Annotated in this window: 20 protein-coding genes and 1 pseudogene; 3 read left to right on the forward strand and 18 right to left on the reverse strand. The window is 74.3% G+C overall.

Going from position 1 to position 24,506, the window contains the following annotated elements; translation table 11 throughout:
• Nucleotides 1–58: 58 nt before the first annotated feature.
• The 8 genes from DJ476_RS06025 to DJ476_RS06060 form a co-directional block, all read right to left on the reverse strand.
• Nucleotides 59–2,656, reverse strand: coding sequence for a polynucleotide kinase-phosphatase (locus tag DJ476_RS06025; RefSeq protein WP_112490032.1), 2,598 nt, complete (start codon nt 2,654–2,656; stop codon nt 59–61).
• Nucleotides 2,653–4,143, reverse strand: a complete 1,491-nt coding sequence (locus DJ476_RS06030; RefSeq protein ID WP_103419559.1) for a 3' terminal RNA ribose 2'-O-methyltransferase Hen1 — start codon at nt 4,141–4,143, stop codon at nt 2,653–2,655. The genes DJ476_RS06025 and DJ476_RS06030 overlap by 4 nt, the downstream gene beginning before the upstream one ends.
• Nucleotides 4,144–4,214: 71 nt before the next feature.
• On the reverse strand, nt 4,215–5,186 hold the full coding sequence (gene mmuM, locus DJ476_RS06035; protein ID WP_112490033.1) for a homocysteine S-methyltransferase: 972 nt from the start codon (nt 5,184–5,186) through the stop codon (nt 4,215–4,217).
• A 62-nt stretch (nt 5,187–5,248) separates the two neighbouring features.
• Nucleotides 5,249–6,172 carry an LLM class F420-dependent oxidoreductase gene (locus DJ476_RS06040; protein WP_103419561.1) on the reverse strand — a complete coding sequence of 308 codons (924 nt, stop codon included), beginning with the start codon at nt 6,170–6,172 and terminating at the stop codon, nt 5,249–5,251.
• A gap of 36 nt (nt 6,173–6,208) precedes the next feature.
• A complete protein-coding gene (locus DJ476_RS06045) occupies nt 6,209–6,709 on the reverse strand; it encodes a DUF6099 family protein (protein ID WP_070202407.1) in 501 nt (166 codons plus the stop codon).
• Nucleotides 6,710–6,845: 136 nt separating this feature from the next.
• Complete coding sequence (locus DJ476_RS06050) at nt 6,846–7,229, reverse strand: nucleotide pyrophosphohydrolase (protein WP_103419563.1); 384 nt, start codon at nt 7,227–7,229, stop codon at nt 6,846–6,848.
• A 94-nt stretch (nt 7,230–7,323) separates the two neighbouring features.
• Entirely contained in the window at nt 7,324–7,728 is a 405-nt protein-coding gene (locus DJ476_RS06055; RefSeq protein ID WP_018491767.1) for a cell division protein SepF, read from the reverse strand.
• Between the two features lie 148 nt (nt 7,729–7,876).
• Nucleotides 7,877–8,674: a DeoR/GlpR family DNA-binding transcription regulator gene (locus tag DJ476_RS06060; protein WP_103419564.1), complete on the reverse strand. Its 798-nt coding sequence runs from the start codon at nt 8,672–8,674 to the stop codon at nt 7,877–7,879.
• A 261-nt stretch (nt 8,675–8,935) separates the two neighbouring features.
• Between DJ476_RS06060 and DJ476_RS06065 the strand changes: the two are divergent.
• Nucleotides 8,936–9,600, forward strand: a pseudogene (locus DJ476_RS06065) (DedA family protein).
• 176 nt (nt 9,601–9,776) lie between these two features.
• Here the strand turns inward: DJ476_RS06065 and DJ476_RS06070 are convergent.
• Together DJ476_RS06070 and DJ476_RS34395 are read right to left on the reverse strand one after the other, a co-directional pair.
• Complete coding sequence (locus DJ476_RS06070) at nt 9,777–10,328, reverse strand: hypothetical protein (RefSeq protein ID WP_103419566.1); 552 nt, start codon at nt 10,326–10,328, stop codon at nt 9,777–9,779.
• Between the two features lie 239 nt (nt 10,329–10,567).
• Nucleotides 10,568–10,714, reverse strand: a complete 147-nt coding sequence (locus DJ476_RS34395; RefSeq protein WP_162638634.1) for a hypothetical protein — start codon at nt 10,712–10,714, stop codon at nt 10,568–10,570.
• Nucleotides 10,715–10,752: 38 nt separating this feature from the next.
• On the opposite strand from DJ476_RS34395, the gene DJ476_RS34815 reads away from it, so the two are divergent.
• Nucleotides 10,753–10,890: a hypothetical protein gene (locus tag DJ476_RS34815; protein ID WP_167480368.1), complete on the forward strand. Its 138-nt coding sequence runs from the start codon at nt 10,753–10,755 to the stop codon at nt 10,888–10,890.
• Here DJ476_RS34815 and DJ476_RS06080 read toward each other — a convergent pair.
• From DJ476_RS06080 to DJ476_RS06110, 6 genes are read right to left on the reverse strand one after another with little or no spacing between them, the layout of a single operon-like run.
• On the reverse strand, nt 10,887–12,107 hold the full coding sequence (locus DJ476_RS06080) for a GNAT family N-acetyltransferase (RefSeq protein WP_318294405.1): 1,221 nt from the start codon (nt 12,105–12,107) through the stop codon (nt 10,887–10,889). The genes DJ476_RS34815 and DJ476_RS06080 overlap by 4 nt on opposite strands.
• Nucleotides 12,104–13,375, reverse strand: a complete 1,272-nt coding sequence (locus tag DJ476_RS06085) for an MFS transporter (protein ID WP_206608345.1) — start codon at nt 13,373–13,375, stop codon at nt 12,104–12,106. Before DJ476_RS06085 ends, DJ476_RS06080 begins: the two co-directional genes overlap by 4 nt.
• Nucleotides 13,372–14,694 (reverse strand): ATP-grasp domain-containing protein, encoded by a 1,323-nt coding sequence (locus tag DJ476_RS06090; RefSeq protein WP_103419568.1) that lies wholly within the window; start codon nt 14,692–14,694, stop codon nt 13,372–13,374. The genes DJ476_RS06085 and DJ476_RS06090 overlap by 4 nt, the downstream gene beginning before the upstream one ends.
• Complete coding sequence (locus DJ476_RS06095; protein ID WP_112490035.1) at nt 14,691–16,100, reverse strand: ATP-grasp domain-containing protein; 1,410 nt, start codon at nt 16,098–16,100, stop codon at nt 14,691–14,693. Before DJ476_RS06095 ends, DJ476_RS06090 begins: the two co-directional genes overlap by 4 nt.
• Before the next feature lie 2 nt (nt 16,101–16,102).
• Nucleotides 16,103–19,987, reverse strand: coding sequence for a condensation domain-containing protein (locus DJ476_RS06100; protein WP_208853474.1), 3,885 nt, complete (start codon nt 19,985–19,987; stop codon nt 16,103–16,105).
• Nucleotides 19,980–21,017, reverse strand: a complete 1,038-nt coding sequence (locus DJ476_RS06110) for a thymidylate synthase family protein (protein WP_103419570.1) — start codon at nt 21,015–21,017, stop codon at nt 19,980–19,982. Before DJ476_RS06110 ends, DJ476_RS06100 begins: the two co-directional genes overlap by 8 nt.
• 307 nt (nt 21,018–21,324) lie before the next feature.
• On the opposite strand from DJ476_RS06110, the gene DJ476_RS06115 reads away from it, so the two are divergent.
• A complete protein-coding gene (locus DJ476_RS06115) occupies nt 21,325–22,332 on the forward strand; it encodes a hypothetical protein (RefSeq protein WP_103419571.1) in 1,008 nt (335 codons plus the stop codon).
• Nucleotides 22,333–22,380: 48 nt separating this feature from the next.
• Here DJ476_RS06115 and DJ476_RS06120 read toward each other — a convergent pair whose 3' ends face one another.
• Together DJ476_RS06120 and DJ476_RS06125 are read right to left on the reverse strand one after the other, a co-directional pair.
• Nucleotides 22,381–23,460 carry a FecCD family ABC transporter permease gene (locus DJ476_RS06120; RefSeq protein ID WP_103419572.1) on the reverse strand — a complete coding sequence of 360 codons (1,080 nt, stop codon included), beginning with the start codon at nt 23,458–23,460 and terminating at the stop codon, nt 22,381–22,383.
• Nucleotides 23,457–24,503 (reverse strand): FecCD family ABC transporter permease, encoded by a 1,047-nt coding sequence (locus tag DJ476_RS06125; RefSeq protein WP_103419573.1) that lies wholly within the window; start codon nt 24,501–24,503, stop codon nt 23,457–23,459. Before DJ476_RS06125 ends, DJ476_RS06120 begins: the two co-directional genes overlap by 4 nt.
• Nucleotides 24,504–24,506: the final 3 nt, after the last annotated feature.

Raw genomic sequence — 24,506 nt, forward strand, 5'->3', positions numbered from 1 at the left:
ATCCTCACCGGGCGGAGCACCGTTCACCCCGCGAACCGCCCACGGGTTGCGGCGGCTCTCAGAGCCGGGGGTCGACCGGCTCCGACTCCAGGGCCAGGACGGCGAAGACCGCCTCGTGGACCCGCCACAGCGGCTCGCCCTCGGCCAGCCGGTCCAGCGCCTCCAGGCCGAGCGCGTACTCCCGCAGCGCCAGCGAGCGCTTGTGGCCGAGGAAGCGGGAGCGCAGCCGCTCCAGATTCTCCGGGCGGGTGTACTCGGGGCCGTAGATGATCCGCAGATACTCCCGGCCGCGCACCTTGATGCCCGGCTGGACCAGCCGGCCCTTGGCGTCCCGGACCAGGGCGCCGAGCGGCTTGACGACCATGCCCTCACCGCCGCGTCCGGTCAGCTCCAGCCACCAGTCGGTGCCCGCGCGGACGGACGCCTCGTCGGCCGGGTCCACGACGAGTCGGCGGGTGACCTGGAGCAGCCCGGTCGGGTCGTGCTCGACGAGGCGGTCCAGCCAGGCCAGCTGCTCGTCGTGGGGGACGGCAGCCAGCGAGCGGCCCTGGACGGCAAGGATCTGGAACGGGGCGATCCGTACCCCGTCCAGCCCTTCGGTGGTCCAGCAGTAGCGCCGGTACGCCTCGGTGAACGCGGCCGCGTCCGTAGCCCGGCCCTGCTGGCGTCCGGCCAGCTCCCCGAGGTCGATCCCGCGCGCGGCGGCCGTCTCCAGGGCGGCGAGCGCGGACGGGAAGACCGCGCCGGAGGCCGCGCCGACCGCCGCGTACTGCGAGCGCAGCAGGCCGCCGGCCTTGAGCGACCAGGGCATCAGCTCGGCGTCGAGCAGCACCCAGTCGGTCTCCCACTCCTCCCAGAGCCCGGCGGCGGTGACCGCCGTACGGAGCCGGTCCAGGACGCCTTCGGTCAGGGCCGGGTCGTCCAGGAAGGGGCGGCCGGTGCGGGTGTAGAGGGCGCCGGCCGGTCCGTCCGTGCCGAAGCGGGCGGTGGCGGCGGCCGCGTCCTTGCAGACCAGGGCGACGGCCCGGGAGCCCATGTGCTTCTCCTCGCACACGACCCGCTCGACGCCGTCCGCCGCGTACTGCGCGAACGCCTCGGCCGGGTGCTCCAGAAAGCCGTCCTCGCGGGAGGTGGCGGTGGGGGCCATGGTGGGCGGGAGGTACGGCAGGAGCTGCGGGTCGACGGCGAACCGGCTCATCACTTCGAGCGCGGCGGCCGCGTTCTCCTCGCGCACGGCGATCCGGCCCATGTACCGGGTCTCCACGACCCGGCGGCCCTGCACGTCCGCGAGGTCCAGCGGCCTGCCCTCCCGGCCGCCGGGCGCCTCGGTCGACAGCGGCCTGGCGGGCTCGTACCAGACCTTCTCGGCCGGTACGTCGACGAGTTCGCGCTCCGGCCAGCGCAGCGCGGTCATCTTCCCGCCGAAGACGACGCCGGTGTCCAGGCAGATGGTGTTGTTGATCCAGGAGGTGGTGGGCACGGGGGTGTGGCCGTAGACGACGGCGGCACGGCCCCGGTACTCCTCGGCCCACGGGTAGCGCACGGGCAGGCCGAACTCGTCGGTCTCGCCGGTGGTGTCCCCGTACAGCGCGTGCGAGCGGACCCGGCCGGAGGCGCGGCCGTGGTACTTCTCGGGCAGCCCGGCGTGGCAGACCACCAGGTTGCCGCCGTCCAGGACGTAGTGGCTGACCAGGGAGTCGATGAACTCCCGCACCTGCTGCCGGAACTCGGGGTGCTCGGCGTCCTCGCGCTCCAGCTGCTCGATGGTCTCCGCGAGGCCGTGGGTCCGCTGGACCTTGCGGCCCGCGAGATAGCGGCCGAGCTTGTTCTCGTGGTTGCCGGGGACGCAGAGGGCGGTGCCCGCCGCGACCATGGACATGACGCGGCGCAGCACGCCCGGGCTGTCCGGGCCCCGGTCGACGAGGTCGCCGACGAAGACGGCCGTACGCCCTTCGGGGTGGGCGCCGTCCACGTAACCAAGCTTGCCGAGCAGGGTGTCCAGCTCGGAGCGGCAGCCGTGGATGTCACCGATGATGTCGAACGGGCCGGTGAGGTGGCGCAGGTCGTTGTAGCGGCGCTCCAGGACGACTTCGGCGCTCTCGGCCTCCTCCTCGGTGCGCAGGATGTGCACCTTGCGGAAGCCCTCGCGCTCCAGGCCGCGCAGGGAGCGGCGCAGCTCGCGGCGGTGGCGCTGGACGACATGGCGGGGCATGTCCGCACGGTCGGGGCGTGCGGCGTTACGGGCGAGGCAGACCTCCTCGGGGAGGTCGAGGACGACGGCGACGGGCAGCACGTCGTGCTCGCGGGCCAGCCGGACGAGCTGCTTGCGGCTCTCGGACTGGACGCTGGTGGCGTCGACGACGGTGAGCCGCCCGGCGGCGAGGCGCTTGCCCGCGATGTAGTGCAGCACGTCGAAGGCGTCGCCGCTGGCGCTCTGGTCGTTCTCGTCGTCGGCGACCAGGCCCCGGCAGAAGTCCGAGGAAACGATCTCGGTGGGCTTGAAGTGCTTGCGGGCGAAGGTGGACTTGCCCGATCCGCTGGCGCCGACGAGAACGACCAGGGAGAGGTCGGGCACGGGCAGGGTGCGGGGGGCGGCGCCGGTGGGGGTGCTGGTGTCGCTGTCGGTGTCGGTGTCGGTGTCGTGGGTGTTCGTCATGCGGCTTCCGCCTCCTTCTTCTTCTCGGTCCTGTGGTCGTGCGCGGTGTCGGTCAGGGTGAAGACGGCCAGCTGGGTGGGCGGGCCGACCTCGGGGTCGTCCGGGCCGACGGGCAGTTGCGCGACGGTGTAGCCGTGGCGCTCGGCCACCTTCCGGGCCCAGGCGCGGAACTCGGCCCTGGTCCACTCGAACCGGTGGTCCCCGTGGCGTGCGTGCCCGGCCGGGAGGGTCTCCCAGCGGACGTTGTACTCCACGTTGGGCGTGGTCACGAGGACCGTGCGCGGGCGGGCCGAGCCGAAGACCGCGTACTCCAGGGCGGGCAGCCGGTCCAGGTCGACGTGCTCGATCACCTCGCTGAGCACGGCGGCGTCGTACCCCTTGAGCCGCTTGTCCGTATAGGTGAGGGAGCCCTGGCGGAGCGTCACCCGGGCCGCCTGGCGCTCCCCCATCCGGTCCAGCTTCAGCCGCCGCGAGGCGATGGTGAGGGCCCGCATGGAGACGTCGACGCCCACGATCTCGGTGAACTCCACGTCCTTGAGGAGCGCCTGCACCAACTGGCCCTGGCCACAGCCCAGGTCGAGCACCCGGCGGGCACCGGCCGTGCGCAGCGCTTCGAGGATCGCGGTGCGGCGGTGCTCGGCGAGCGGGACCGGCTTCTCCTCGGTGTCGGTGCTCTCGTCCACCGCGTTGTCGACGCTCTCCACGTCCAGGTCGTCCGACTCCGCGAGCCGGACCAGCTCCAGGGCCTGGTCGGCCTGGCGGGTCAGCCCCCAGCGGTGGGAGAGATAGCGCCGGGTGATCAGGGGCCGCTCGGGGTGGTCGGCCAGCCAGCCCTCACCGGCCCGCAGCAGCTTGTCCACCTCGTCGGGCGCGACCCAGTAGTGCTTGGCGTCGTCGAGCACCGGCAGCAGGACGTAGAGCTGGCGCAGGGCGTCGGCCAGCCGCAACTCCCCCTCCAGCACGAGCCGTACGTAACGCGAGTCGCCCCACGCCGGGAACTGCTCGTCCAGCGGTACGGCCGTGGCCTCGACCAGCTCCCAGCCGAGCGGCGCGAACAGCTTGCGCACCAGCTCCGCACCGCCCCGGGCGGGGAGCGCGGGCACCTCGATCCGCAGCGGCAGCGGAGCTTCGGCCCGCTCGGGCAGGGCCCGGCAGACTCCGGCCAGCGCGGACTTGAAGACGGCGGACAGGGCTACCGAGAGCAGCGAGGAGGCCGCGTAGGGGCGGTCGTTGACGTACTGCGCGAGCGCCGCGTCGGGCGCCCCGCCCCGGCCCTTGCCCTTGCCGCGCCGCACCAGCGCCACCGGATCCACCTCCAGCAGGAGTGCGGCCGTGCAGCGCTCGGCGGACGCCTCGGGGTAGAAGACGTGGGCGGTGCCGTGCGAGGTGGAGAACGTCTGCGCCCGGTCGGGGTGCTTGTGCAGCAGGAAGCCGAGGTCCGTGGCGGGACGTTCTGGGGTGCCGGTCGTACTGATCGTCAGGAACACCTGTCCGAGTATGGTCCTCACCTCCCGTCCCCCACCAGGCATTTTCCCCCGCTCTCCGGCCGGGCCCCGGTTCAGGAGTGCGGCGCCCCGTCCCCACCGTGCCCGGCACTCGGCCCGGCCCCCGGCCCCGCGCCCAGCAGCGCCGCCAGCTCCTCGATGTGCTCCGGCCCCACCCGGCAGCAGCCGCCGACCAGCCGTGCCCCGGCCCCCGTCCAGGCCCGCACCCGCTCCGGGGCGAAGGTGGACCGCCCCGTCCACCCCCGGCCCTCCGCGTCCCAGCCCTCCCCGCTGTTCGGGTAGACCACGGCCGGCTTGCCGGTGACCTCCGCCGCCACCCGCACCGCCTCCTCCGCCTCGGCCGGGTCGCAGCAGTTGACCCCGACGGCCACCGCCCGGTCCCGCCCGGCGACCACCGCGAACGCCTCCTCCAACGGCTGCCCGGCCCGGGTCCGGCCGCCCGCCACGCTGTACGAGAGCCAGTACGGCAGCCCGGTCTCCTCGGCCACCCGCACCACCGCCTCGGCCTCGTCGATGTCCGGCACCGTCTCCAGCGCCAGCACGTCCGGCCCCGCCTCCGCGAACGCCGCCATCCGGGGGCGGTGGAACCGCTCCAGCTCCCGAACCGCGAGCCCGTACCGCCCCCGGTACTCGCTGCCGTCCGCGAGCATCGCCCCGTACGGGCCGACCGAGGCGGCGACCCAGACCTCCCGCCCCGGATCGGCCCGGCGGGCGGCACCAGCCGCCCGCCGGGCCAGCTCCACGCTGCGGGCGAGCAGCGCCCGGGCCCGCTCCGGCCCGATCCCCCAGTGCGCGAAACCCTCGAACGTGGCCTGGTAGCCGGAGGTGATGAGCACCTGTGCCCCGGCCCGCAGATACGCCAGGTGGGCGGCCTCGATCTGTTCCGGCGCGTCGGCCAGCAGCCGGGCCGACCAGAGCGCGTCGGAGAGGTCGCACCCCTGGGCCTCCAGCTGGTTGGAGAGCCCGCCGTCCAGCAGGACGGGTCCCTCCGCCAGCGCTTCGGCCACCGTACGGCCGGAACTCATGTCATCTCCTCCTCGTCCCTTTCCCGGGGCCGGATGCGGTGCCGGTCCGGCCGGGAGCGGTCTCAGTTCAGCTGGGACTGGATCTGCGAGGAGATCAGCTCCAGGTGGTCCAGGTCGGCCAGGTCGAGGACCTGGAGGTAGATCCGGGACGAGCCGATCTCCGCGTACCGGCCGATCTTGTCGACCACCTCGGCGGGCGAGCCGGCCAGCCCGTTGGCCTTCAGCTCCGCCACCTCCCGGCCGATGGCCGCCGCCCGCCGGGCCACCTCGGCGTCGTCCTTGCCGGTGCAGACGACCAGGGCGTTGGAGTACACCAGGTCGTCCGGCTCGCGCCCGAACGCCTTGGCCGCCGCCCGGACGCGGCCGAACTGCTTCTCGCTGTCCTCCAGCGAGGCGAAGGGGATGTTGAACTCGTCCGCGTACTGCGCGGCGAGGCGCGGGGTGCGGGTCGCGCCGTGGCCGCCGACCAGGATGGGCACCTTGGGCTGGGCGGGCTTCGGGAGCGCGGGCGAGTCGGTGAGCTGGTAGTAGGTGCCGTCGTAACTGAAGGTCTTGCCGATCTCCGTCGCCCAGAGGCCGGTGATGATCGCCAGCTGCTCCTCCAGCCTGCCGAACTTCTCTTTCGGGAACGGGATGCCGTAGGCCTTGTGCTCCTCCTCGAACCAGCCCGCGCCCAGGCCCAGTTCGACCCGGCCGCCGGACATCCGGTCCACCTGCGCCACCTGGATGGCGAGCACGCCGGGAAGCCGGAAGGTGCCCGCCGTCATCAGGGTGCCGAGCCGGATCCGCTTGGTCTCACGGGCCAGGCCGGCCAGGGTGATCCAGGCGTCGGTCGGTCCGGGCAGGCCGTCGCCGGAGCCCATGCGGAGATAGTGGTCGGAGCGGTAGAAGGCGTCGAAGCCGAGGTCCTCGGTGGCCTTGGCGACGGTGAGCAGGGTGTCGTAGTCGGCCCCTTGCTGGGGCTCGGTGAAGATGCGAAGATCCATGCCCCCCATCCTGCCCCTTTCAGCGGCGGCGCTCCCTCAGGACCCCGCCGCCGACGGGGCCGGGCCGCGTATCCCGCCGTAGGGGCCGTCGCGCTCCCGCTCCCGCTCGCCCAGCCGTCTCAGCAGCCCGTGCACCCGGTCCAGCGACTCGTCGGCGGCGTCCATGGCCTCGATGCACTGCCAGTAGAGACCGTCCTCCCCCGTGTCGCAGGCCACCGAGACGAGCGCGATGCCCGCCTCTCCGAGGAGCAGCGCCAGGCCCGTCAGGGCCGCCCGCACATCGGTGATCCCGGAGAGCTGTGCCGCCCGGGTGCCCCGGCCGAGGACCGCCGGATGGTCCGGCGCCGGGCACCCGCCGCCGATCTCACCGAGGGCCCGCGCCTCCCCCCGTAACTCCATCGGGCCGAGCAGCGCCAGCCGGCTGCCGACCGTCCGCGCGAGGGCCTGTGCCTGCCAGGCCTCCGCCATGACCTCCAGCGCGCCCCGGCTCTCCGCCAGGGCCCGCCGCCCGCTCTCGATGAGTCGCTCCGCTTCCATGCCAGGTCTCCCCCGTCGTGCCTGCCGTCACACAACCCTGCTCTCCTCTTTCATTACCCACAGTGAGGTAGATGGCACCGGAAGGCCAGAGGAAATCGGAAATCTGTGGACACAAAATCGATTGTGGATAACTCGATCACTCCGAAGAGTGACGATCCCGGGTTTCCGGAGAGTCCGGGCCGGGGTCCGGAGCGGGGGCAGGGACGGGGAAGCGTTCCTCGTTCCGCTCGATCTTGGCCGCCAGCGCCCGCAGCGGGTCGATGCCCAACTCCGCGCAGAACTGGAGGAGATAGGCGAGCACATCGGCGACCTCGTCGGTCACGCGATGGGCCTGTCCGGGCTCGTCCATGATCCGCGCGGACTGTTCGGGCGTCAGCCACTGGAAGATCTCCAGCAGTTCGGAGGCTTCGACGCTCAGGGCCGCCGCCAGGTTCTTCGGGGTGTGGTACTGCCCCCAGTCCCGGGCCGCCGCGAACGCGACCAGCCGGCGCTGGAGTTCTGTCACATCGAGTTCCGTCACGGCCCCAGGTCTACCACCGCCGCCCCGGACGCCCACAGGGGCGTCCGGTGGCGGGGCCATGGCGTTCGGGGCCGGAGCCGGGGTGGCGCGGGCGCTACGCCTGGGTGAGGCCCGCGGGCGTGACCCCTTCGACCTCCATGCCCTCCGGGGCGAGGAGGAAGACGTTCCGGTCGACGCGGTGCATACCGCTGCCGAGCCCGAAGACCACACCGCTGCTGAAGTCGAGAATCCGCTTGGCCACGTCCGTCTCCGCCGCCGTCAGGTCGAGCAGCACCGGCACCTGGGCGACCAGGTACTCCGCGACCTCGCGGGCGTCCGCGAAGACCTGCACCCGCAGCACCACTAGGCGGCGCTGCTCGGCCGCGCGTTCGTCCGGGACCGTGCGGTGGTCGATCCGGGACGGCCACTCGTCGCGGCCGCGCAGGGGTACGACCTGGGCCAGCCCCTCCCACTGTTCGTCGGTGGCGTCATATCTGTCGTACCTGTCGTACCTGCTCACAGGGCCACCCCGTCGTCGAGCCGGGCGGGTCCGCGCCGGCTGCACTCACTGTTCATCGGCCAATCCTCTCCTCCCTCACCCGTTCGGCGTACCAGCGACACGGCGAAGGGCCGGATCGAGTCGCTCCCGCACCGGGCCGGGACCGCGCTCACACCGTGACGACCTGAACCCCCGCCTCACCGAGCCGGTCCTTGGCGGCCGCCGGGATACGGGAGTCGGTGACCAGCACATCGATCCGCCCGAGGTCGCAGACCCGGGCGAAGGCCCGCTTGCCGATCTTCGAGGAGTCGGCCGCCACCACCACCCGCTGGGCCCGCTCCGCGAGGAGCCGGTTGACGCTCGCCTCGCCCTCGTGGTGGACGTAGGCGCCGCGTTCGAGGTCGATGGCGTTGACCCCGAGGACGGCGACGTCGAGCGTGATCTCGTTCATCACCCCGACGGCGAGCGGGCCGGTCAGTTCGTACGACTGCGGTCTGGCCACCCCGCCCGTGACGACCATCTTGATCTGCGGCCGGATCGCCAGCTCGCTCGCGATGTTGAGCGCGTTGGTCACGACGGTGAGCGTCGGCGGCCCGCCCGCGACCGCCGTCTCACCGACGACATCGGGGCGGACCGCCAGCGCCCGGGCCACCTCGGTCACCGTCGTACCGCCGGTCAGACCGACCACCTCACCGACGGCGACGAGTTCGGAGACCGCGCGGCCGATCGCCTGCTTCTCGGGGGCGTGGCGGCCGGTCTTGTAGCGGAGCGCCAGTTCGTACGAGACCCCGTGCGCGACCGCCCCGCCCCGGGTGCGGGTGAGCAGGTGCTGTTCGGCGAGCTGGTCCAGGTCGCGGCGGATGGTCGCGGCCGACACGGCGAGCGCGGCCGCCGCCTCCTCGACCTCCACCCTGCCGTGCTTGCCGACCAGTTCCAGCAGCGCGTCCCACCGGGCGTCCCTGGCCACGTACCTCTCCTCATCCGTCCGGCGCCGGGCTCCGCGCTTCCCGGGAGCGCGGTCGCCGGCGGCGTGCCGGACCGCCGCCAGCCTCGCACAGCCGCCCCGGGAAACGGCTCCGCGCCCCCGCCACCGGCCCCGGTCGGCGGGGCGGGGTCACGGCTGAGGGAGGATGGCGGCAGGGGCGCGGCCGATCCCCTCCGCGCGCCCCGCACCCCCCGAGCGCCCCACGCCCCCCGAGCGCCCTACGCCCCCCATGCCGGAGAGCCCATGCACCTCGCACTGTCAGCCGTCGCCGCCGCCGAGGGGCCCCAGGGAGGCATCGCGGGGTGGGCCACCGGGCTGGTCGAGACGTTCGGCGGGCCGGGGGCGGGGTTCGCCATCGCCCTGGAGAACCTGTTCCCCCGCTGCCGAGCGAGATCATCCTGCCGCTGACCGGGTTCGCCGTGGCGCAGGGGGTGCTCAGTCTGGCCTCCGCCCTGTTCTGGACGACGCTCGGCTCGGTCGTGGGGGCGGTCGCGCTGTACGGGCTCGGGGCCGTGTTCGGCCGGGAGCGGATGCACGCCCTGTGGGCCAAGCTGCCGCTGGTCAAGGCCTCCGACCTGGTGCGTACGGAGGAGTGGTTCGCACGGCACGGCACCAAGGCGGTCCTGCTGAGCCGCATGATGCCGGTCTTCCGGAGCCTGATCTCCGTGCCCGCGGGTGTGGAGCGCATGCCGCTGCCGGTGTTCGTGGCACTGACGACGGCGGGCAGCCTGGTGTGGAACACCGTGCTGGTGCTGGCGGGTTACTGGCTCGGGGACAGCTGGGACGTGGTCGGGACGTACGTCGGCATCATGTCCAAGGTCGTGCTCGGGGCGGCGGTGCTGTCGGTGACCTGGTACGTGGTGACGCGCCTCCGGGGCCGTAACGGCTCCCGACGCGGCGAGGAGTGACGGCCCGGGCCCCGGCACGCCGCCGCCCGGCCCTGCGCGGCCCGTCGCGTACGGCTCCGCACACACCACCGTCGCGCACGGCCCCGCGCACCCCGTCGCGCACGGCATCACGCGCCCCGGTCGCCCCGGCGCACCATCCCCGGCCCCAGGGCGGCGGCCGGGGCGCGGCGGTGCGGTCAGGACTCCTCGAAGTAGGCGTCCAGGACGGCGTCCAGCTCGGCCGGCCACTCCTTGAGCTGGGCCCGGCTCGCCGCCTCGACCTCGGCGTTGAACCAGCGCCGGGTCGACAGGTGCACGGTCACGGTGAACCGGCGGCCGAAGCGGGCCGGGTGCATCTCCACCGCGCCGATCTCGGCCCAGTCGAACTCGGCCTCCTGGTCGTCCAGCGTGAACCGGACGCCTTCCCGGGCCACCCGGATCGAACCGCGGCGGTCACTGATCTCGAAGACCGGACCGTCCTCGGCGCCCTCCGCTTCCGCTGCGCCCTCCGCTTCCGCTTCCGGGCCCTGTACCGATTCCGCCTCCGCGTCCGCTTCGCCGTCGGCGTCGGTGGCTGCCCCCGGCGCCTCCTCCACCTCCGGCTCCGGCTCCGTCTTCGGGTCGGCCTCCGCTTCCGGTTCGGTCTTCCGGGGCGCGGCGGGCGCCGCCAGGCCGGGGAGGGGGATGAACGCCGGGTCGGTGCCTGCGGCGAACTCGGGCTTCTTGTTCGAATCTATGCTCTGCTCCACGGCGGGCAGTATGGTCGACGAACCTGTACGTGACCAGTCGTCACCGTCTCCGGCGCCCCGATCCGGGCGCCTCCTCCGCGCTCCGCGGCCGAACTCCCTTGATACGGAACGAAGAAGCCGGGGAGGAGCTCTGTCCGCCCACATCAATATAAAGTTAGCCTTGCCTAATCACGACATCCTGTCTCTGATAGCGGCAGAGCTGTGCCGAGGTATGCCAGGAGGAGGCGCGAGCGGACGGATCACGACGACGGCCCGCAGGGGGAGCCGGAACAGAGCGCGGAGAAGAACGGGGCGACGGCGGACCGGGCGAAAGCCGAAGCGCGCGCCGCGCGGGCCGCGCTCTCCTCGATGCTCGCGCCGGTCCGGGCCCGCACCCGCCTCGCCATGGGCCTCCAGATCGTGGCACGCACCGGCCGACCAGGAGGTGCCGTTCCCGGCGGCCGAGGCGACCGCGGCGCTCCTCCCCGCCGCCCGGCTGACGGAGAAGCGGGAGCCGGACCACATCCCGAGCGAGGAGACCCTGCGGGAGCTGTTCGCGGAGTTGGGGGACGACAGGCCCTAGGCGGGTCCGGCCTCCGTGGCGGTGCGGAAGAGTTCGGCCTCGTACGCCGGGAGCGCGGCCAGGAGCGCGTCGCGGCGGGCGTCCGGGGTGCCGGGGGCGGGCGCCGGGAGGCCGTGCGACAGGGCCCAGAGGGGGCGGAGCGCGGCGCCGCGGCGGCACTTGGCCTCGAAGGACTCCATGCCCAGCTCAAGGCGGTCGAGCCCGGACTCGTGGCAGTAGCGCAGCGGTTCGTAGACGGCGAGCTGCGCGTACTCGGCGGCGCCGGGCAGCCGGTCGTAGTCGAAGCCGACCACGCGCACGGCGAGCGAGCGGCCGTGGCGGTAGGCGAGGCAGAAGCCGATGGTCCGGTCGTCGTCCGGGGTACGGCAGAGGAAGACCACCGAGGAGTCCTGGAGGTGCTCGGCCTGGCGGCGCAGCAGGGAGGTCATCTGCTCGGCGCTGTGGTCGTGGCCGTACCGCTGCTGGACGTTGGCGAGCAGCGGGCCGAGGGTGTCGACGTGCTCCGCCAGGGTGGCCCGGACGATACGGAGCCCGCTCTCGGTGAACGCGCGCAGTTCGCGGCGGGCGTTGGTGCGGCGCTGTTTGGCGGGCAGGGCGGCGATGTGGGCGTCGAGCCCGCCCTCGGGCACCGCGATCGAGCAGTCGGCCCCGATCAGCCGGGCCGCCACCGCGCCGTGTCCGGCGGCGGAGAGGGCGGTACGGACGGTCCCGGCGTCCTCGCCGGTCAGATACGGCCACCACCAGCGGCCCTGTGCGGCGGGGCGCCAGGCGGCCGCCGCGTCGATCAGCGCCCCGAGCGCGGCGCCCCGCCGCGCGGGGGTGAGCCCCGGGGCGGCCAGGGGGCCGCTGAGGTAGCCGCGTCTGCCTCCGAGGGTCAGCACGTCCGCGCGGTCGAGGTCGGGGAAGACCCGCTCGGGGACGTACCGTTCGTTGTTCTCGCGCGGCGACCAGTGGGCGACGAGCCCGGCGACCGGGCGGGCCGTTCCGTCGTCCCCGCCGCTGCCCGCGCTCGCGGTGCTTTCGGTGCTTTCGGCGACCAGGTAGCGGGCCTCGGCGACGTGGTCGGTGTCGCTGAACTCCAGCCAGGGCGCGCCGCAGTAGAACGGCGTGGGGGCGGCCAGGAGGTCCCACTCCCGGTGCGCGCGGGGCGAGTCGGCGGCGCGGACCGTGACGGGGGCGTGGGTGGCGGTGTGCGGGTGGGGGGCCATGGCACTCATCCCGGGGTCGGTGCGGCGGACGCCGCTTCTGCGGGCGCGGGGGCGGAGGGGCGGCGTTCCAGGAGCGGTACGACGGGCCCGGCCAGCAGCGCGGCGGCCACGAAGACCACGGCCAGCGCCAGCCATCCGGCACTGCCGACGCCGAGGACCAGGGCCACCACCAGCGGGCCCGCCATGTCCTGCGCCGATGTGCCCAGGCCGAAGAGCGACAGATAGGTGGTGCGGCGGTTCTCGGGGGCATAGGCGTACGAGAGTTCCCAGCCGCCTGCGGCCTGCCAGAGTTCACCGGCGGTGAGCGCGACGCAGGAGAGGATCACGGCGCCGATCGCCACGGCGGGTGCGGCTCCGGCGGGCACGGCGAGCAGCGCGGCGCAGACGGCGAGCGCGAGCCCGGCCCGGCGCAGGGCGCGCGCACCGCTCCGGGGTTCGGTGACGCCCCGGGCGAAGGGCACCTGGAGGGCGATCGCCAGCACGGTGTTGACCAGCACCAGGAACGGCACGAGGGCGTCGGGCACGTCCGAGTGGTGGGTCACCCAGAGCGGCAGCCCCACCGCCAGCAGCGTCATGTGGAGGGCGAGCACCGCGTTGAGCGCGGTGAGACAGACGTAACGCCAGTCCCGTACGGCGCCGAAGGCGGCGAGCGGGCTGCGGACGGTGACGGGACGCGGCGCGGCGGCGAGCCGGAGCCGGGCCACCGGCACGGCCGCGGCGACGAAGGCGACGGCGTTGCCCAGGAGCACGCCCCGGTTGAGCCAGACGCCGTCCGCGAGCAGCAGCGGGGCGGCGGCCAACGCGCCCAGGGAGAAGCCGACGTTCCGTACGGTACGGATCACGGCCATCATGCGCGTCCGGTCGCCCTCGTCCGCGAGGGTGCCGACCAGGGCCTGGGTGACGGGTGCGGTGATGCTCTGGGCGGCCGCCTGACAGGCCGCCACGACGGTGAAGGCGACCGGCCCCTGGACGAAGGCGAGACCGACGAAGCACAGGGCACGCCAGAGCAGCGCCCCGACCAACGTGGCGCGGGCCCCGAAGCGGTCCGCGACCGCTCCCAGGGGCAGCAGCGCGGCGAGGCCGAAGGCGGCGGCGAGGGCGAGGCCGGTACCGAGCTGGGTGGGGGTCAGTCCGGCCTGGCGGGTGAAGAAGACGGCGGCGCCCGCGAGGAAGAGGCCGGTGCCGAAGGCGCTCAGCAGGGTGGAGAGCGCGAAGACCCGCCCGGCCCGGGTGGCGGGGACGTAGGCGTCGAGCACCTTGCGCACGGCGGGGCTCACCGGGGTTCACCGGCCGGTGCGGCCAGGCCGAAACGCACGGCCGCCGCGGCGCGTTCCGCCGTGCGGGCCGCCTCCTGGGGGGTCGTGCCGGTGGCGAGGACATGGCCCGCCCGCTGCCAGGAGTTGGTGACCGGCCCGATCCCGGTGCCCTCGCGGAGCGCGACCGCCACCCGCTGCACGCCGTCCAGCGCTTCGGCGTCGGTGACCCCGGAGACCGAACGGACCACGGCACCGGGGGCGGCGGGCGTGGGCAGGAAGCGGATCGCCGCGCCCTGTGCGGCGGGGCGGGGCGGGCGGGGGCCGTCGCCGGAGAGCAGGGCGAGCAGCCCGGCCAGCAGGCCTTCGCCGCCGTACGCCAGGTCGACGAGGTCGGGTATGTGGTCGCCGGGCAGGCGGCCCGCGCACTCGATCAGGTGCGGGCGGCCGTCGGAGAGCACCCACTCGGCGTGGAGGACGCCGGTCGAGAAGCCGACGGCGGCCACGAGTTCGGCCGTGGCGTGGGCCAGGGCCTCCCGTGCGGCGCCTCCGGGGCCGTCCTCGGGGGCGGGGACGGTATGGCCCAGCTCGACGGGGTAGGGCCCGGGCAGCACCTGCTTGGCGGTCACGTTGAGGAAGCCGACCACGCCTTCGTGGACCAGTGCCTCGACGCTCACCTCCGGGCCGTCGAGCCGCTCCTCGACCAGGTAGCGGGCGGTGTCGGCGTAGTGGACGCGGAGGCGGGGCTCGTCGGCGGCGACGGTGTGCCGCCAGGCCTCGGCGGTGTCGTCCCCGGGGTCCATGAGCACGACGCCGAGGCTGGCCTGCCGGTTGGCCGGCTTGAGCACGCAGCGGCCACCGTGCCGGGCGCGCAGGGCATCGACATCGGCCGGTCCGGTGGCCTCGGTGAACGCGGGCTGGGGGACGTCCCGCCGGGCGGCGGCGCGGCGCAGGGCCAGTTTGTCCCGCAGCAGCCGGGCCGCTTCGGTGCCCGCGCCGGGCAGGCCCCAGGCGGCGGCGAGGGCCGCCGCGGCGACCACCCCGTACTCGACGGCGGGCATCACCGCGCGCACGCCGGGCGGGCGCGGGACGAGGGAGGCCAGTTCACCGGCGCGGGCCTCGTCCTGGGTGGGCGCGGCCAGCACCCCGGCGACACAGCGGTGGCCGGCCGCGGCGGTGCGGACGTCCCGGGCCCGGATGACGTGCGGCTCCTCCACGACGAGGACGCTGCCGGGCGGCAGGAGGCGGTCGACCTCGGCCATGAGCTGGGCGCTGTAGCCGACCAGGACGTGGGTGACGCCATCGGGGACGGGGCGGACGGTGGGCGTGGGCGTGGCGCTCATGAGGCGACCGCCTCGGCGACGGGGCGGGCGGGGGCCACGGATGCGGCGTGGTCCGGTGTCGGGGGCCGCGGGTCGGTGGCGTCCGGAGCGGTCCTGTCGGGGACGGTGCTGTCCGGGGCCGCGCTCGCCGGGGGACCTTCAGGTCGCGTGCTCTCCGGACCCGTACCGTCCGGGCCCGTGCCGTCCGGCCGTGTACGGATGCGGTACGCGGCTCGTACCGTTGCGAGCCGTTCGCGGACCTCCTCCTCGGTGTCCGCGCCCACGTGGACGAACCCGGCCGCCGACGCCGAGTAGATGTGCCCCGCGATCCGGTCACCGACCCGCTGGTGGAGCACGACGTCCAGGACGCCGGGCAGCGCGGCCAGTTCGGCCTCCGTGCTCAGCTCGGTGATGGTGCCCGGGCGCAGGGCGAGCCCGCAGTGCCCCACGTAGCGGGCGTCGGTACGGGCCGGTGCCGGGGTGCCGTCGGGGAAGGGCGGCAGGCCCAGGGACGTACGGACGCAGGCGTCCACCAGGTCGACGCCGCTGCGCAGATGGATCGCGGCCGGGATGGCACCGCCGCCGGGACGGCAGGCCACCTCGGAGACGCGCAGCCCGTCGGGCGTGCCGAACACCTCCAGGTGGGTCACGCCGGAGCGCAGGCCGAGCGCCGCGACGGCGGCGGCGTGCAGCTCCGCGACGGCCCGGTGTTCGGGGTGGTCGGACGGGAGCTGGTACGAACCGTAGGGGTCGCCCTGCCCGATCCGGCCGAGGACGGGTTCCAGGTAGCGCGAGGTCACGACGGACCGCACCGCGCCGTCGTGGACCACCCCGTCGCAGTGGTACTCGACGAGGATGTCGGCGCGGCGCTCGACGACGGCCGTGGGGTTGCGGGGGCGGGGGCTGCCGCCTCCGGCGAGCCAGGCGTCCAGTTCGGCCGCGTCGGCGACGACGGCGACGTCCTTGCTGCCTCCCCCGTAGGCGGGTTTGACCACCACGGGCCAGCCGAACTCCACCGCCCGCGCCCGGACCTGGGCGTCGCTGTGCGCTCCGGCGAAGGGCATCAGGGGCAGCCCGGCGGCGGCCAGCCGCTGTTTCATGGCGTGCTTGTTGGTGAAGAGGGTCGCCGTGGTGAAGTCCGGTCCGGGCAGCCCGAGGACGGTGCGCACGTATCCGGCGGCGGGGAGGCCCACCTCGTACGGGGCGAGCACGCCGTCCAGCGGGTGGCGGCCCGCGATCCGCCAGGCGGCGGCGAGGACCTCGTCCACGTCGTGGACGGAGCCGACGGTCTCCACGGCCACGCCGTCGGGGTAGCGGGCGGTGTGGCCGTGTTCGGTGATGATGCTGAGCCGGTCCAGGAGCGGGTGGTCGAGCAGCCGGGCCGCGGGGACCCGCGCCCCGGAGCAGATGAGGACGGCGTGTGCCACGGTCAGTTCTCCTTGAGTCCGGCGCGCAGGTGGTCGAGGAACGAGGCGGCGAGGGTCTCCAGCCGCTCCGGGGAGAGCAGCCCCTGACGGGTGTGCAGGTCGAGCGCGACCATCTCGCCCGCGCGCCGCAGGTAGCCCATGAGGTCGAACTTCACCTCGCAGCCGAGATCCCGGTGGGCGGGGGCGCACAGCGCCGCGGCCTGGTCCGCGGGGGCCTCGACCAGCGAGATGAAGACCGTGGTCAGCGGGAAGCGGTCGTCGTCCGGCTCGGCGCCGATGTCGGCCATGACCTCGTCGTACTGGTAGTCCTGGTGCTCCATCGCGAGGACCGTACGGTCCTGGAGGGCCCGCACCAGGGCGGCGAAGGTCGCCGCCTCGCCGCGCCGGGCACGGATGCCGACCAGGGAGATGAAGTTGCCCACCAGGTTGCTGAACTCGGGGCGGGTGCGGCCGGCGGCCGGGGTGCCGATCAGCAGGTCCTCGCGCCGGTAGAGGTCGTGGGCCATGAGGGTGTAGGCGGCGAAGTAGACGGAGAACGGCGTGGTGCCGCGGTCGCGGCAGAACGCGGCCACCTCGGCGCGCAGGTCGTCGGGGACCGGGAACTGGTGGGCGATGCCGCGCGCCGCGTCCGCCACCCCGTCGCGCGCGGGCAGCAGCGGGCGCTCGTACGGCTCGGTGAACACCTGCTGCCAGTAGCGGCGGTGGGGTGCGAGGGCCTCGGGGTCGGTGGCGAGCCGCTCGCGCCAGGCGATGTAGTCGCGGTAGCCGATGGGGAGTTCGGGCAGCTCCCGCTCGGCGCCGGTGAGCAGCAGCGTCAGCTCCTGGTGCAGGAGCCGTTGGCTGTAGCCGTCGGAGACCATGTGGTGCACGTTCCACAGGAGGGTGGCGCGGTCGCCGTGGTGGAGCAGCAGGGTGGTGCGGAAGAGCGGCGCGTGGTCGATCACGATGGGGGTGTTGGCTCCCTCGATGCGCAACTCCTCCATGCGGGCGCTCTGTTCGGCGTCGGGCAGCGTCCGCAGGTCGACGGTGGCGATGTCGAGGGCCAGCTCCGCCGTAGGCACGAAGTGCTGGTGCAGCGGGCGCGGTGCGCCGGGGGCCGCTTCGGGGTCGGCCGCTTCGGTGAACCGGGCCCGCAGGCTCTCGTGCCGGTCGAGCACGGTGCGCAGCGCCCGTTCCAGGGCCGGGGCGTCCGTGGCGTCGGGCAGGGCGAACAACGCGGGCATGTTGCTCCAGGAGCGGTTGACCCGGGGCAGGTAGACGTTGCGGTAGCGGCGCTGTTGGGGGGAGAGTCCCGTACGGTCCGGGTGGGTGCCGCGCGGGATGCCGCCCTGGCTGTCGAGCGGGCGTCCGCGCAGGGCGTCGGCCATCGCCCGCGGGGTCCGCAGGGTGTAGACCTCGCTCATCTCCAGCCTGCGGCCGGTGGCGTCCAGGAGCCGCACCGACAGGTCGGCGGCGTCCAGCGAGGTGCCGCCGTACTGGAAGAAGTCGCTGTCGGCACGGTCGGGCGCGTCGGGCAGCACGGCGCGGAAGACCTCGACGGCGGTCCGCGTCAGCGCGTCGCGGGCGCCCTCCACCCCGGCGCCGCTCCCCGCTCCGTCGTCGGCGCCCGGCACCGGCAGGGCGGCCCGGTCGACCTTTCCGTTGGCGTTCAGGGGCAGTTCGTCGTGGCGGACCAGGGTGGAGGGGACATGGGCGGCGGGCAGCCGCTCCCCCGCCCACTGCCGGACCAGGGGCTCGGCGCCCGCCCCGGGCTCCGCGGCGTAGTGGCCGACGAGGCGCGCGGCGCCGTCGGAGCGGCGGTGGGCGACGACGACGGCGTTGCGCACCGCGGGGTGTTCGCGCAGGAGGGCCGCGATGCCCTCAGGCTCGACGCGGTTGCCGTCGATCTTGACCTGAAAGTCCGAGCGGCCGAGAAGGTGGAGCGCGCGGTCGTCACCGAGGCGGCCGAGGTCTCCGGTCCGGTACCAGGGGACGTCCTCGGCCGCCCCCTGCGCAGCCCCTCCCCCGATGACGGCCTCGACCCCGGTGTCGGGCAGCGCGGACACGAAGCGGTCGGCGGTCGCGGCGGCGTCCAGGTAGCCGCGCGTGGCGTACGGGGTGCTGATCCAGACCTCGCCGTCGACCAGGGCGGCGCTGGTGCCGGGCAGCGGCTCCCCGACCGGCTGGATGCCGGGCCCCGGCTCCGTCACGTCCCGCCAGAACTTGGCGAGGGTGGTCTCGGTGGGACCGTAGAGGTTGATCACCCGGGTGCCGCCGAACCGCTCGCGCCAGCCGGTGACGGCCGCCGCGGGCAGGGGCTCGCCCGCGAAGAAGGTCAGCCGCAGGGCGTCGGCGGCGCCGCTCTCCGCACGGGCCGCGGCGGTCCAACGCGCGGCGAGCGAGGGGACGGTGTGGACGACGGTGATCCCGGCCGCCGTCAGCCAGCCCGGGACACCGCCCGGCGCGGTCGCCGTGCCGGCGGGCGGGACGCAGAGGGTGGCGCCCGAGATCAGGGGGGTGAACACATCGCGCAGGACCACGTCGAAGGAGACCCCGGTGAGCTGGGCGAAGCGGTCCCCGGGGCCGATGCCGAAGGTGTCCCGCTGCCAGCGGGTGAAGTGCGCGATGCCGGACCAGCGTCCGTCGACCGCCTTCGGGGCGGAGGTGGTGCCGGAGGTGAAGAAGACATAGCCGGGCAGCACCTCGCCGGTGGAAGCCCCCGCGGAGGCCCCGCCCGGCGCCTCGGCGGGCAGCGGCTCGAACGAGATGCCGGTGCCCCCGGCCCCGGCGGTCAGCAGCAGTTCCGCCCCGCTCTGCCGGATCATCGACGCGCGCCGCGCCTCGGGCAGCACGGGGTCGACCAGGACGAGCCGCACGTCCGCCAGGACGGCGGCGACGACGGCGGTGACGAGCGCGGCCCCGCGCTCGCCGGTGACCGCGACGGCGCGGGCCCGGGCGGCCGTGATGTCGGCGGCGACGGCCCGGGCGCCGGTCAGGAGGTCGCCGTAACCGAGGAGGTGTCCGGACTCCTCGACCGCGACCGCCTCGGGGTGCGTACGCGCGGCGGTCTCGATCAGGTCGGCGAGGCTCGGGGGCGGGGTCGGCATGGTCGTCGCTCTCTTTCGCGGGCGGGGCGGGTCGGCCGACGGGCCTCCCGGGCGGGGCGGGAGGGCTGAGGGACCGTCGGGGTCGAGGCGTCCCGCGGTGGTGCCGGACGCCGGGAGGAGGGGGGCGGGGGCCGGGCGGATGCCCGGCGGGGACGGATGCCGGTCGATGGGGTGTCCCGGGGGTCCGGGGCGCGGCACGGAGTACAGCGCGGCGGCACCCGGTCCTGGCCGTGCGGCTGTCAGCCGCACGGTGGGCGGGCCGGTGCCCCCGTGGACTCCTTCGTCCGCCGCGCCCGTGCTGACGGCCGCGGCACCGTTCTTCCTCCGGAGGAGCCGCCAGCTCGTGATGTCGGCCCACCAGTCCGTACGGTCCACGCCCGCGCCCCGGTGGTGTGCGGGGTGCGGGGCCACCATGGCCGGCACGCAGGTGCGGGCCTCGGCGGGACCGTCCGCCCACACGATCACGTCGGCGGCCCGCAGGGCAAGTCCCGCAGGCTCGGTTCCTGTCGGTCCCAGGCCTCCGAGCAGCAGATACGGCGCGGTCGGCGGCCAGGCCGCGGCCCTGCCCAGGGCCACCACCGGGAGCACCTCGGCCTGGGCCAGCGCGGCCAGGGCCAGGGCGGCGGGGGCGCCCACCGGTCCCGGGCCGATGACCACCAACGGGCGGGCGGCGTGGGCGAGGCGGCGTACGGCGAGGGCCGCCGACGGGACCGCGCGGGTCCCGTCGGCGCCGTGCAGCCGGTGGCCGCAGACACAGCCGCCGTACGCCGCGCACCACGAGCGGGCGGGTCCGTCAGCCATTCACGAGGTGACGCGTCCCCGGCATGAGGTGCCGGGCGTGCGGCTCCAGGTCGTCGACGTTGACCGTCTTGATGATCCAACGGCTGCGCAGCTCCTCGGGCTTGCGTACCTCCAGCACCTCCTTCGCGTGCACGGTGTGGTTGTTGTACGTGATCACGAAGTCGCCGGGCTCGATGAAGACCCGCTGCTTGAGGGCGTGCAGGGTCGCGGAGACCTTCGGCACGATCGCGCGGGCGGCATCGGTGACGCCGACCGTCCGGTTCTCGAAGTAGCGCAGGTCGTCCTCGCCGCCGATGACCGGGTGCTTGTCGGCCTCGCCCAGCTCCAGGGAGCCGCCCATGACCGTCAGGTCGTCGAACGGGGTGTGGAACTGCGGGCTGCGCAGCAGCTCCAGCTCCTCCTCGGTGAAGGAGGCGATGACGTCGATGTTGCGGACGAAGGAGGTGTAGACCTCGTTCTCGGGGTTGCTGCGCATGCCCACCATGTAGACCTGGTCGGGGCGGACGAAGTGGTTGGCGAGGTCCTTGTGGAAGTGGATCGCGTTGAGCGCCTTCTGCGACTGGCTGGTCTGCATGGAGCGCTTGGGGTAGATGTCCTGGAACACATCGCCGTCGTTCACGTTCAGGTAGCCGATCGGCGGGGTCCCCGCGAGCTGGGCGAAGAGGGCGAGGAAGCCTTCCGCGACGAAGGTCCGCTTCAGCTCGTACTTGGACTTCACCGGCTCGTCGAAGTCGAAGACGGGTACGTCCCGGTCGTAGGGCACGTTCTTCAGGACGACGACCGGCTCCTGGTGGCGGTCGCGGTCCGCGAGGGTCTCCACGTAGGCGCGGAAGCGCTCGGGTACGACGCCGTCCTCGACGAGCCGGGCGATCTGGAAGGCGTGGGCGTCGTAGAGCCGGTACGGGTTGGCCGACACCGTGCCGATCGCCTCCGCGAGCGCCGCGGACTCCTCGTCGGTGAAGGTGAACTCCGGCGTGATCCGCCAGTCCGTGGACGCGCTGGTGGTGGGGTCGGCGGGAGCGGTCGTCATGGGTTCCTCCGTTGCGTGCTGTTCGGCCCGGGGCCGCCTGGCCCTCCGGACCCTGACAGCGCTCACGTGGTACGGACCAGGGGGCCGAGGTGGCAGCAAGCTGACGGCACGGACCTGCCAGTGACAGGCCCCCGTACGGCCACGGAACCCGCCGGGCCTGCGGCTTCCCGCACCGGGCGGAGGGCGCGGGGCGGCGGTCGGCGGTGATCTCAGGATCTGATACGCCGCTGTCCTTCCCCCGGCGACGCGGGCAGTATGGCGGGCCAGTTCACGTGTCAGCAGATATCAGCCGCGGGGGTGGCCGTTGTTGCCCGAGCTCGACCAGGTCTGCATACGGATCTACGCGGCGCTGGTGCGGGCTCCCCACAGCAGCGCCGAGGACGTCGGTGCGAGCACCGGGTTCCCGCCGGCGGTCGTCGGGGAACACCTCGCGGATCTGGCGCAGTTGCGGCTCGTGGTGCACAGCGTGGGGCGCTGGAGCGCGGCGGACCCGCGCGTCGCGGCGCACGAACTCCTGGACCCGGTCGAGGAGCGGCTGCGCGCCGAGCACCGGGCCGCCGGGACCGCCCTGCGGCGGGTCGCGGAACTGCGCCAGGCCTTCATGGAGCTGGACCCGCTGCACCGCGAGGGCCGGCGGATCGCCTCCCGCACGGGCGGGGTGGAGGTGCTGATCGGCCGGGACGCGGCGGGGGCGGCGATGCTCGCGTCCGCGCTGGAGGCGGCGGAGGAGATGGCTGTCATGCACCCGCCCGCAGATCCGGGCGGTCGCGTGCTGGACCAGGAGGCGGCCCAGCGGGACCTGGCAGTCGCGGAGCGCGGGCTGCGGCTGCGGGGGCTGTACGCGCACACGGCCCTGCCCGACCTCGAACTGCGGTCGCACGTCGACCGGCTGGCGAGGCTCGGCGGCGAAGTACGCACCATGGCGGCCCCCTTCGCCCACATGGTGGTCTTCGACGACCGGGTCGCCTATCTGGTGCACCAGGCCGGGGACGAGGACGGCCCCGACGGCACCTGCACGATCGTGACCCGCGACCCGACCGTGGTGCGGTATCTCAAGGACCTCTTCGAGACCGCCTGGCGCGACGGGACCCCCGTGCAGGCGGACGAGCGCGGCTACGGCGAGGCCCTCGACGAGGTGCACCGCATGGTGGCAGAGCTGCTCGCCGAGGGGCTGAAGGACGAGACCGCCGCCCGCCAGATGGGGGTGTCGGTGCGCAGCTTCCGGCGCCATGTGGCCGCGCTCAACAGCGGCCTCGGCGCGGAGAGCCGCTTCCAGGCGGGCGTGGCGGCGGCACGCTCGGGATTGCTGCCCTGACGCCGGGACCGCCGCCCTGACGACCGTGGTGGCGGACCGGGGCCGGCCTCAGAGCACGCCCCGGCGCCACTCCCGTACCAGCAGATGGCCGAGGTAGGCGCCGCCGATGGCCATCGTGTAGATGCCGACCGGCAGGTCGTCGAAGAGCGGCAGCTGCTGGGCGCAGAGGTCCGCGGCGACCAGCAACAGCCCGCCCGTGAGGGCCGACAGCAGCAGGTGGGGGCCGGAGCCGCGGGTGAGGCGCCTGGCGATCTGAGGGGCCGTCAGGGCGATGAAGGCGATGGGGCCCGAGACGCTGACGGCGGCGGCCGAGAGGGCGATGGCGAGGATGACGGCGAGGGTCTTGGCCTTCTTCGGTTCGGCGCCGAGCCCTTCGGAGATGTCGTCGCCCATCTCACCGATGTCGAGCCGCCGGGAGATCAGCGCGGTCAGCGGGGCGACGGCCAGCAGGACCAGCCAGATGGTGGTGGCGTCCGACCAGGAGCGGGCGGTCAGGCTGCCGTTGACGTACGCGGTGAGGACCGAGGCCTTGTCGCGCTCCAGGGCGTAGACGACGTACTGCGTGAGAGCGGCGCCCATCGCGGCGACCCCGATACCGGCGATGACGAGCCGGGCGGGGTTGCGGAAGCCGGTGCCGGTGGAGACGTAGACGAGGGCCATCGCGGCGACCGCGCCGATGAGCGCGCCGAGGGCGACGGGGATTGTGCCGGGGAACATCAGGGCGCAGATCGCGGCGCCCGCCCCGGCCCCGGCGGAGAGGCCGATGACGTCGGGGCTGCCGAGCGGGTTGCGGGTGACGGACTGGAAGAGCGCGCCGGAGAGGCCGAGCGCGGCGCCGACCCCGATGGCCACGGTGAGCCGGGGGCCGCGGAGCCGGTTGAAGACGAAGCGGTCCTTGCCCTGGGCGTCCCCGAGGAGGGCGGCGGGCAGGTCGGCCGGGTCGAGGCCCAGGCGCCCCCAGGTGAGCGTGGCCACGGCGGCGGCCAGCAGGAGGACCAGGAGCCCGGCGAAGGCGAGGACGGAGGCGCGGCGCATCGGCACCGCCACCGCGCGGCCGACGACCAGATAGCCGCGGGGAGCCTTGACGGACTCGCGGGCGGGGGCGGTGGGTTCGGTGGTGAGCGTCATGTGGTGCCCCGCATCCTGCGTACGGCGATGAGCAGCGCGGGTGCGCCGATGAACGCGGTGACGACGCCGACCATGAGCTCGCTGGGGCGCATGACGGTCCGGCCGATCACGTCCGCGAGGAGCAGCAGGGTCGGGCCGAGCAGCGCGGAGAAGAGGAGCTGGACCCGGAAGTCGACGCCGACCAGGGCCCGTACCACGTGGGGAACGGCGAGGCCGACGAAGGCGATCGGGCCGACGGCGGCGGTCGCGGCGGCGCTGAGCAGAGTGGCGGCGAGCAGCCCGCCGCCCCGGGTGCGGGCCGGGTTGGAGCCGAGGGCGACGGCGGTCGCGTCCCCGAGGGCCAGGGCGTTGAGGCCGGGGCCGAGGGCGAGCGCGAGGAGGAGACCGACGGCGGCGAAGGGCAGCACGGACCAGAACACGTCGAAGTCCCGGCCGCCGAGCGCCCCGACGACCCAGTAGCGGTAGCTGTCGAACACCTGCGGCTTGCTGAGGGTCACCGCCTGGATGAACGCCATCAGTACGGCGGTGAGCACGGCCCCGGCGAGCACCAGGCGCACCACGCTCGTCCCCGTACCGGCGGAGCCGATGACGTGGACGAGCACCCCGGCGATCAGCGCTCCGGGCAACGCCCACAACATGGTGTCGGTGGCGCCCGAGGCACCGAGCCAGGCGGTCGCGGCGACGGTGCTCGCGGAGGCCCCGGCGTTGATGCCGAGCAGGCCCGGTTCGGCCAGCGGATTGCGGGAGACGCCCTGCATGAGCGTGCCCGCGACGGCGAGGCAGAGCCCGGCGAGGACGCCGAGGACCGTACGCGGGTAGCGGCTCTCGACGATGGCGGTGACATTGGCGTCGGCGCTGCCGCCGAGCACGTCGAGGACCTCGCCGAACGAGGTGGAGCGGCTGCCGAACATGACGCTCGCGCCGAGCGCGACCGCCAGGGCGACGACCGCCGCGACCGTCATGAGCAGGAGGAACGCCGGCCGAGCGGCACCGGAACGGGAGGTTCCGGTGCCGCTCGGCGGTGCGACCGTGGTGGTTGCCATGGG

The sequence above is a fragment of the Streptomyces bacillaris genome (genome assembly GCF_003268675.1).
Classification (GTDB): domain Bacteria; phylum Actinomycetota; class Actinomycetes; order Streptomycetales; family Streptomycetaceae; genus Streptomyces; species Streptomyces bacillaris.

Bases quoted from the DNA above. Each gene is read 5' to 3' on its own strand.
- DJ476_RS06025 (WP_112490032.1), bottom strand. From the start codon at position 2,656: ATGACGAACACCCACGACACCGACACCGACACCGACAGCGACACCAGC.
- mmuM (WP_112490033.1), bottom strand. From the start codon at position 5,186: ATGAGTTCCGGCCGTACGGTGGCCGAAGCGCTGGCGGAGGGACCCGTC.
- DJ476_RS06040 (WP_103419561.1), bottom strand. From the start codon at position 6,172: ATGGATCTTCGCATCTTCACCGAGCCCCAGCAAGGGGCCGACTACGAC.
- DJ476_RS06045 (WP_070202407.1), bottom strand. From the start codon at position 6,709: ATGGAAGCGGAGCGACTCATCGAGAGCGGGCGGCGGGCCCTGGCGGAG.
- DJ476_RS34395 (WP_162638634.1), bottom strand. From the start codon at position 10,714: ATGGCGAGGCGGGTGCGGGCCCGGACCGGCGCGAGCATCGAGGAGAGC.
- DJ476_RS06080 (WP_318294405.1), bottom strand. From the start codon at position 12,107: ATGAGTGCCATGGCCCCCCACCCGCACACCGCCACCCACGCCCCCGTC.
- DJ476_RS06090 (WP_103419568.1), bottom strand. From the start codon at position 14,694: ATGAGCGCCACGCCCACGCCCACCGTCCGCCCCGTCCCCGATGGCGTC.
- DJ476_RS06100 (WP_208853474.1), bottom strand. From the start codon at position 19,987: ATGGCTGACGGACCCGCCCGCTCGTGGTGCGCGGCGTACGGCGGCTGT.
- DJ476_RS06110 (WP_103419570.1), bottom strand. From the start codon at position 21,017: ATGACGACCGCTCCCGCCGACCCCACCACCAGCGCGTCCACGGACTGG.
- DJ476_RS06120 (WP_103419572.1), bottom strand. From the start codon at position 23,460: ATGACGCTCACCACCGAACCCACCGCCCCCGCCCGCGAGTCCGTCAAG.
- DJ476_RS06125 (WP_103419573.1), bottom strand. From the start codon at position 24,503: ATGGCAACCACCACGGTCGCACCGCCGAGCGGCACCGGAACCTCCCGT.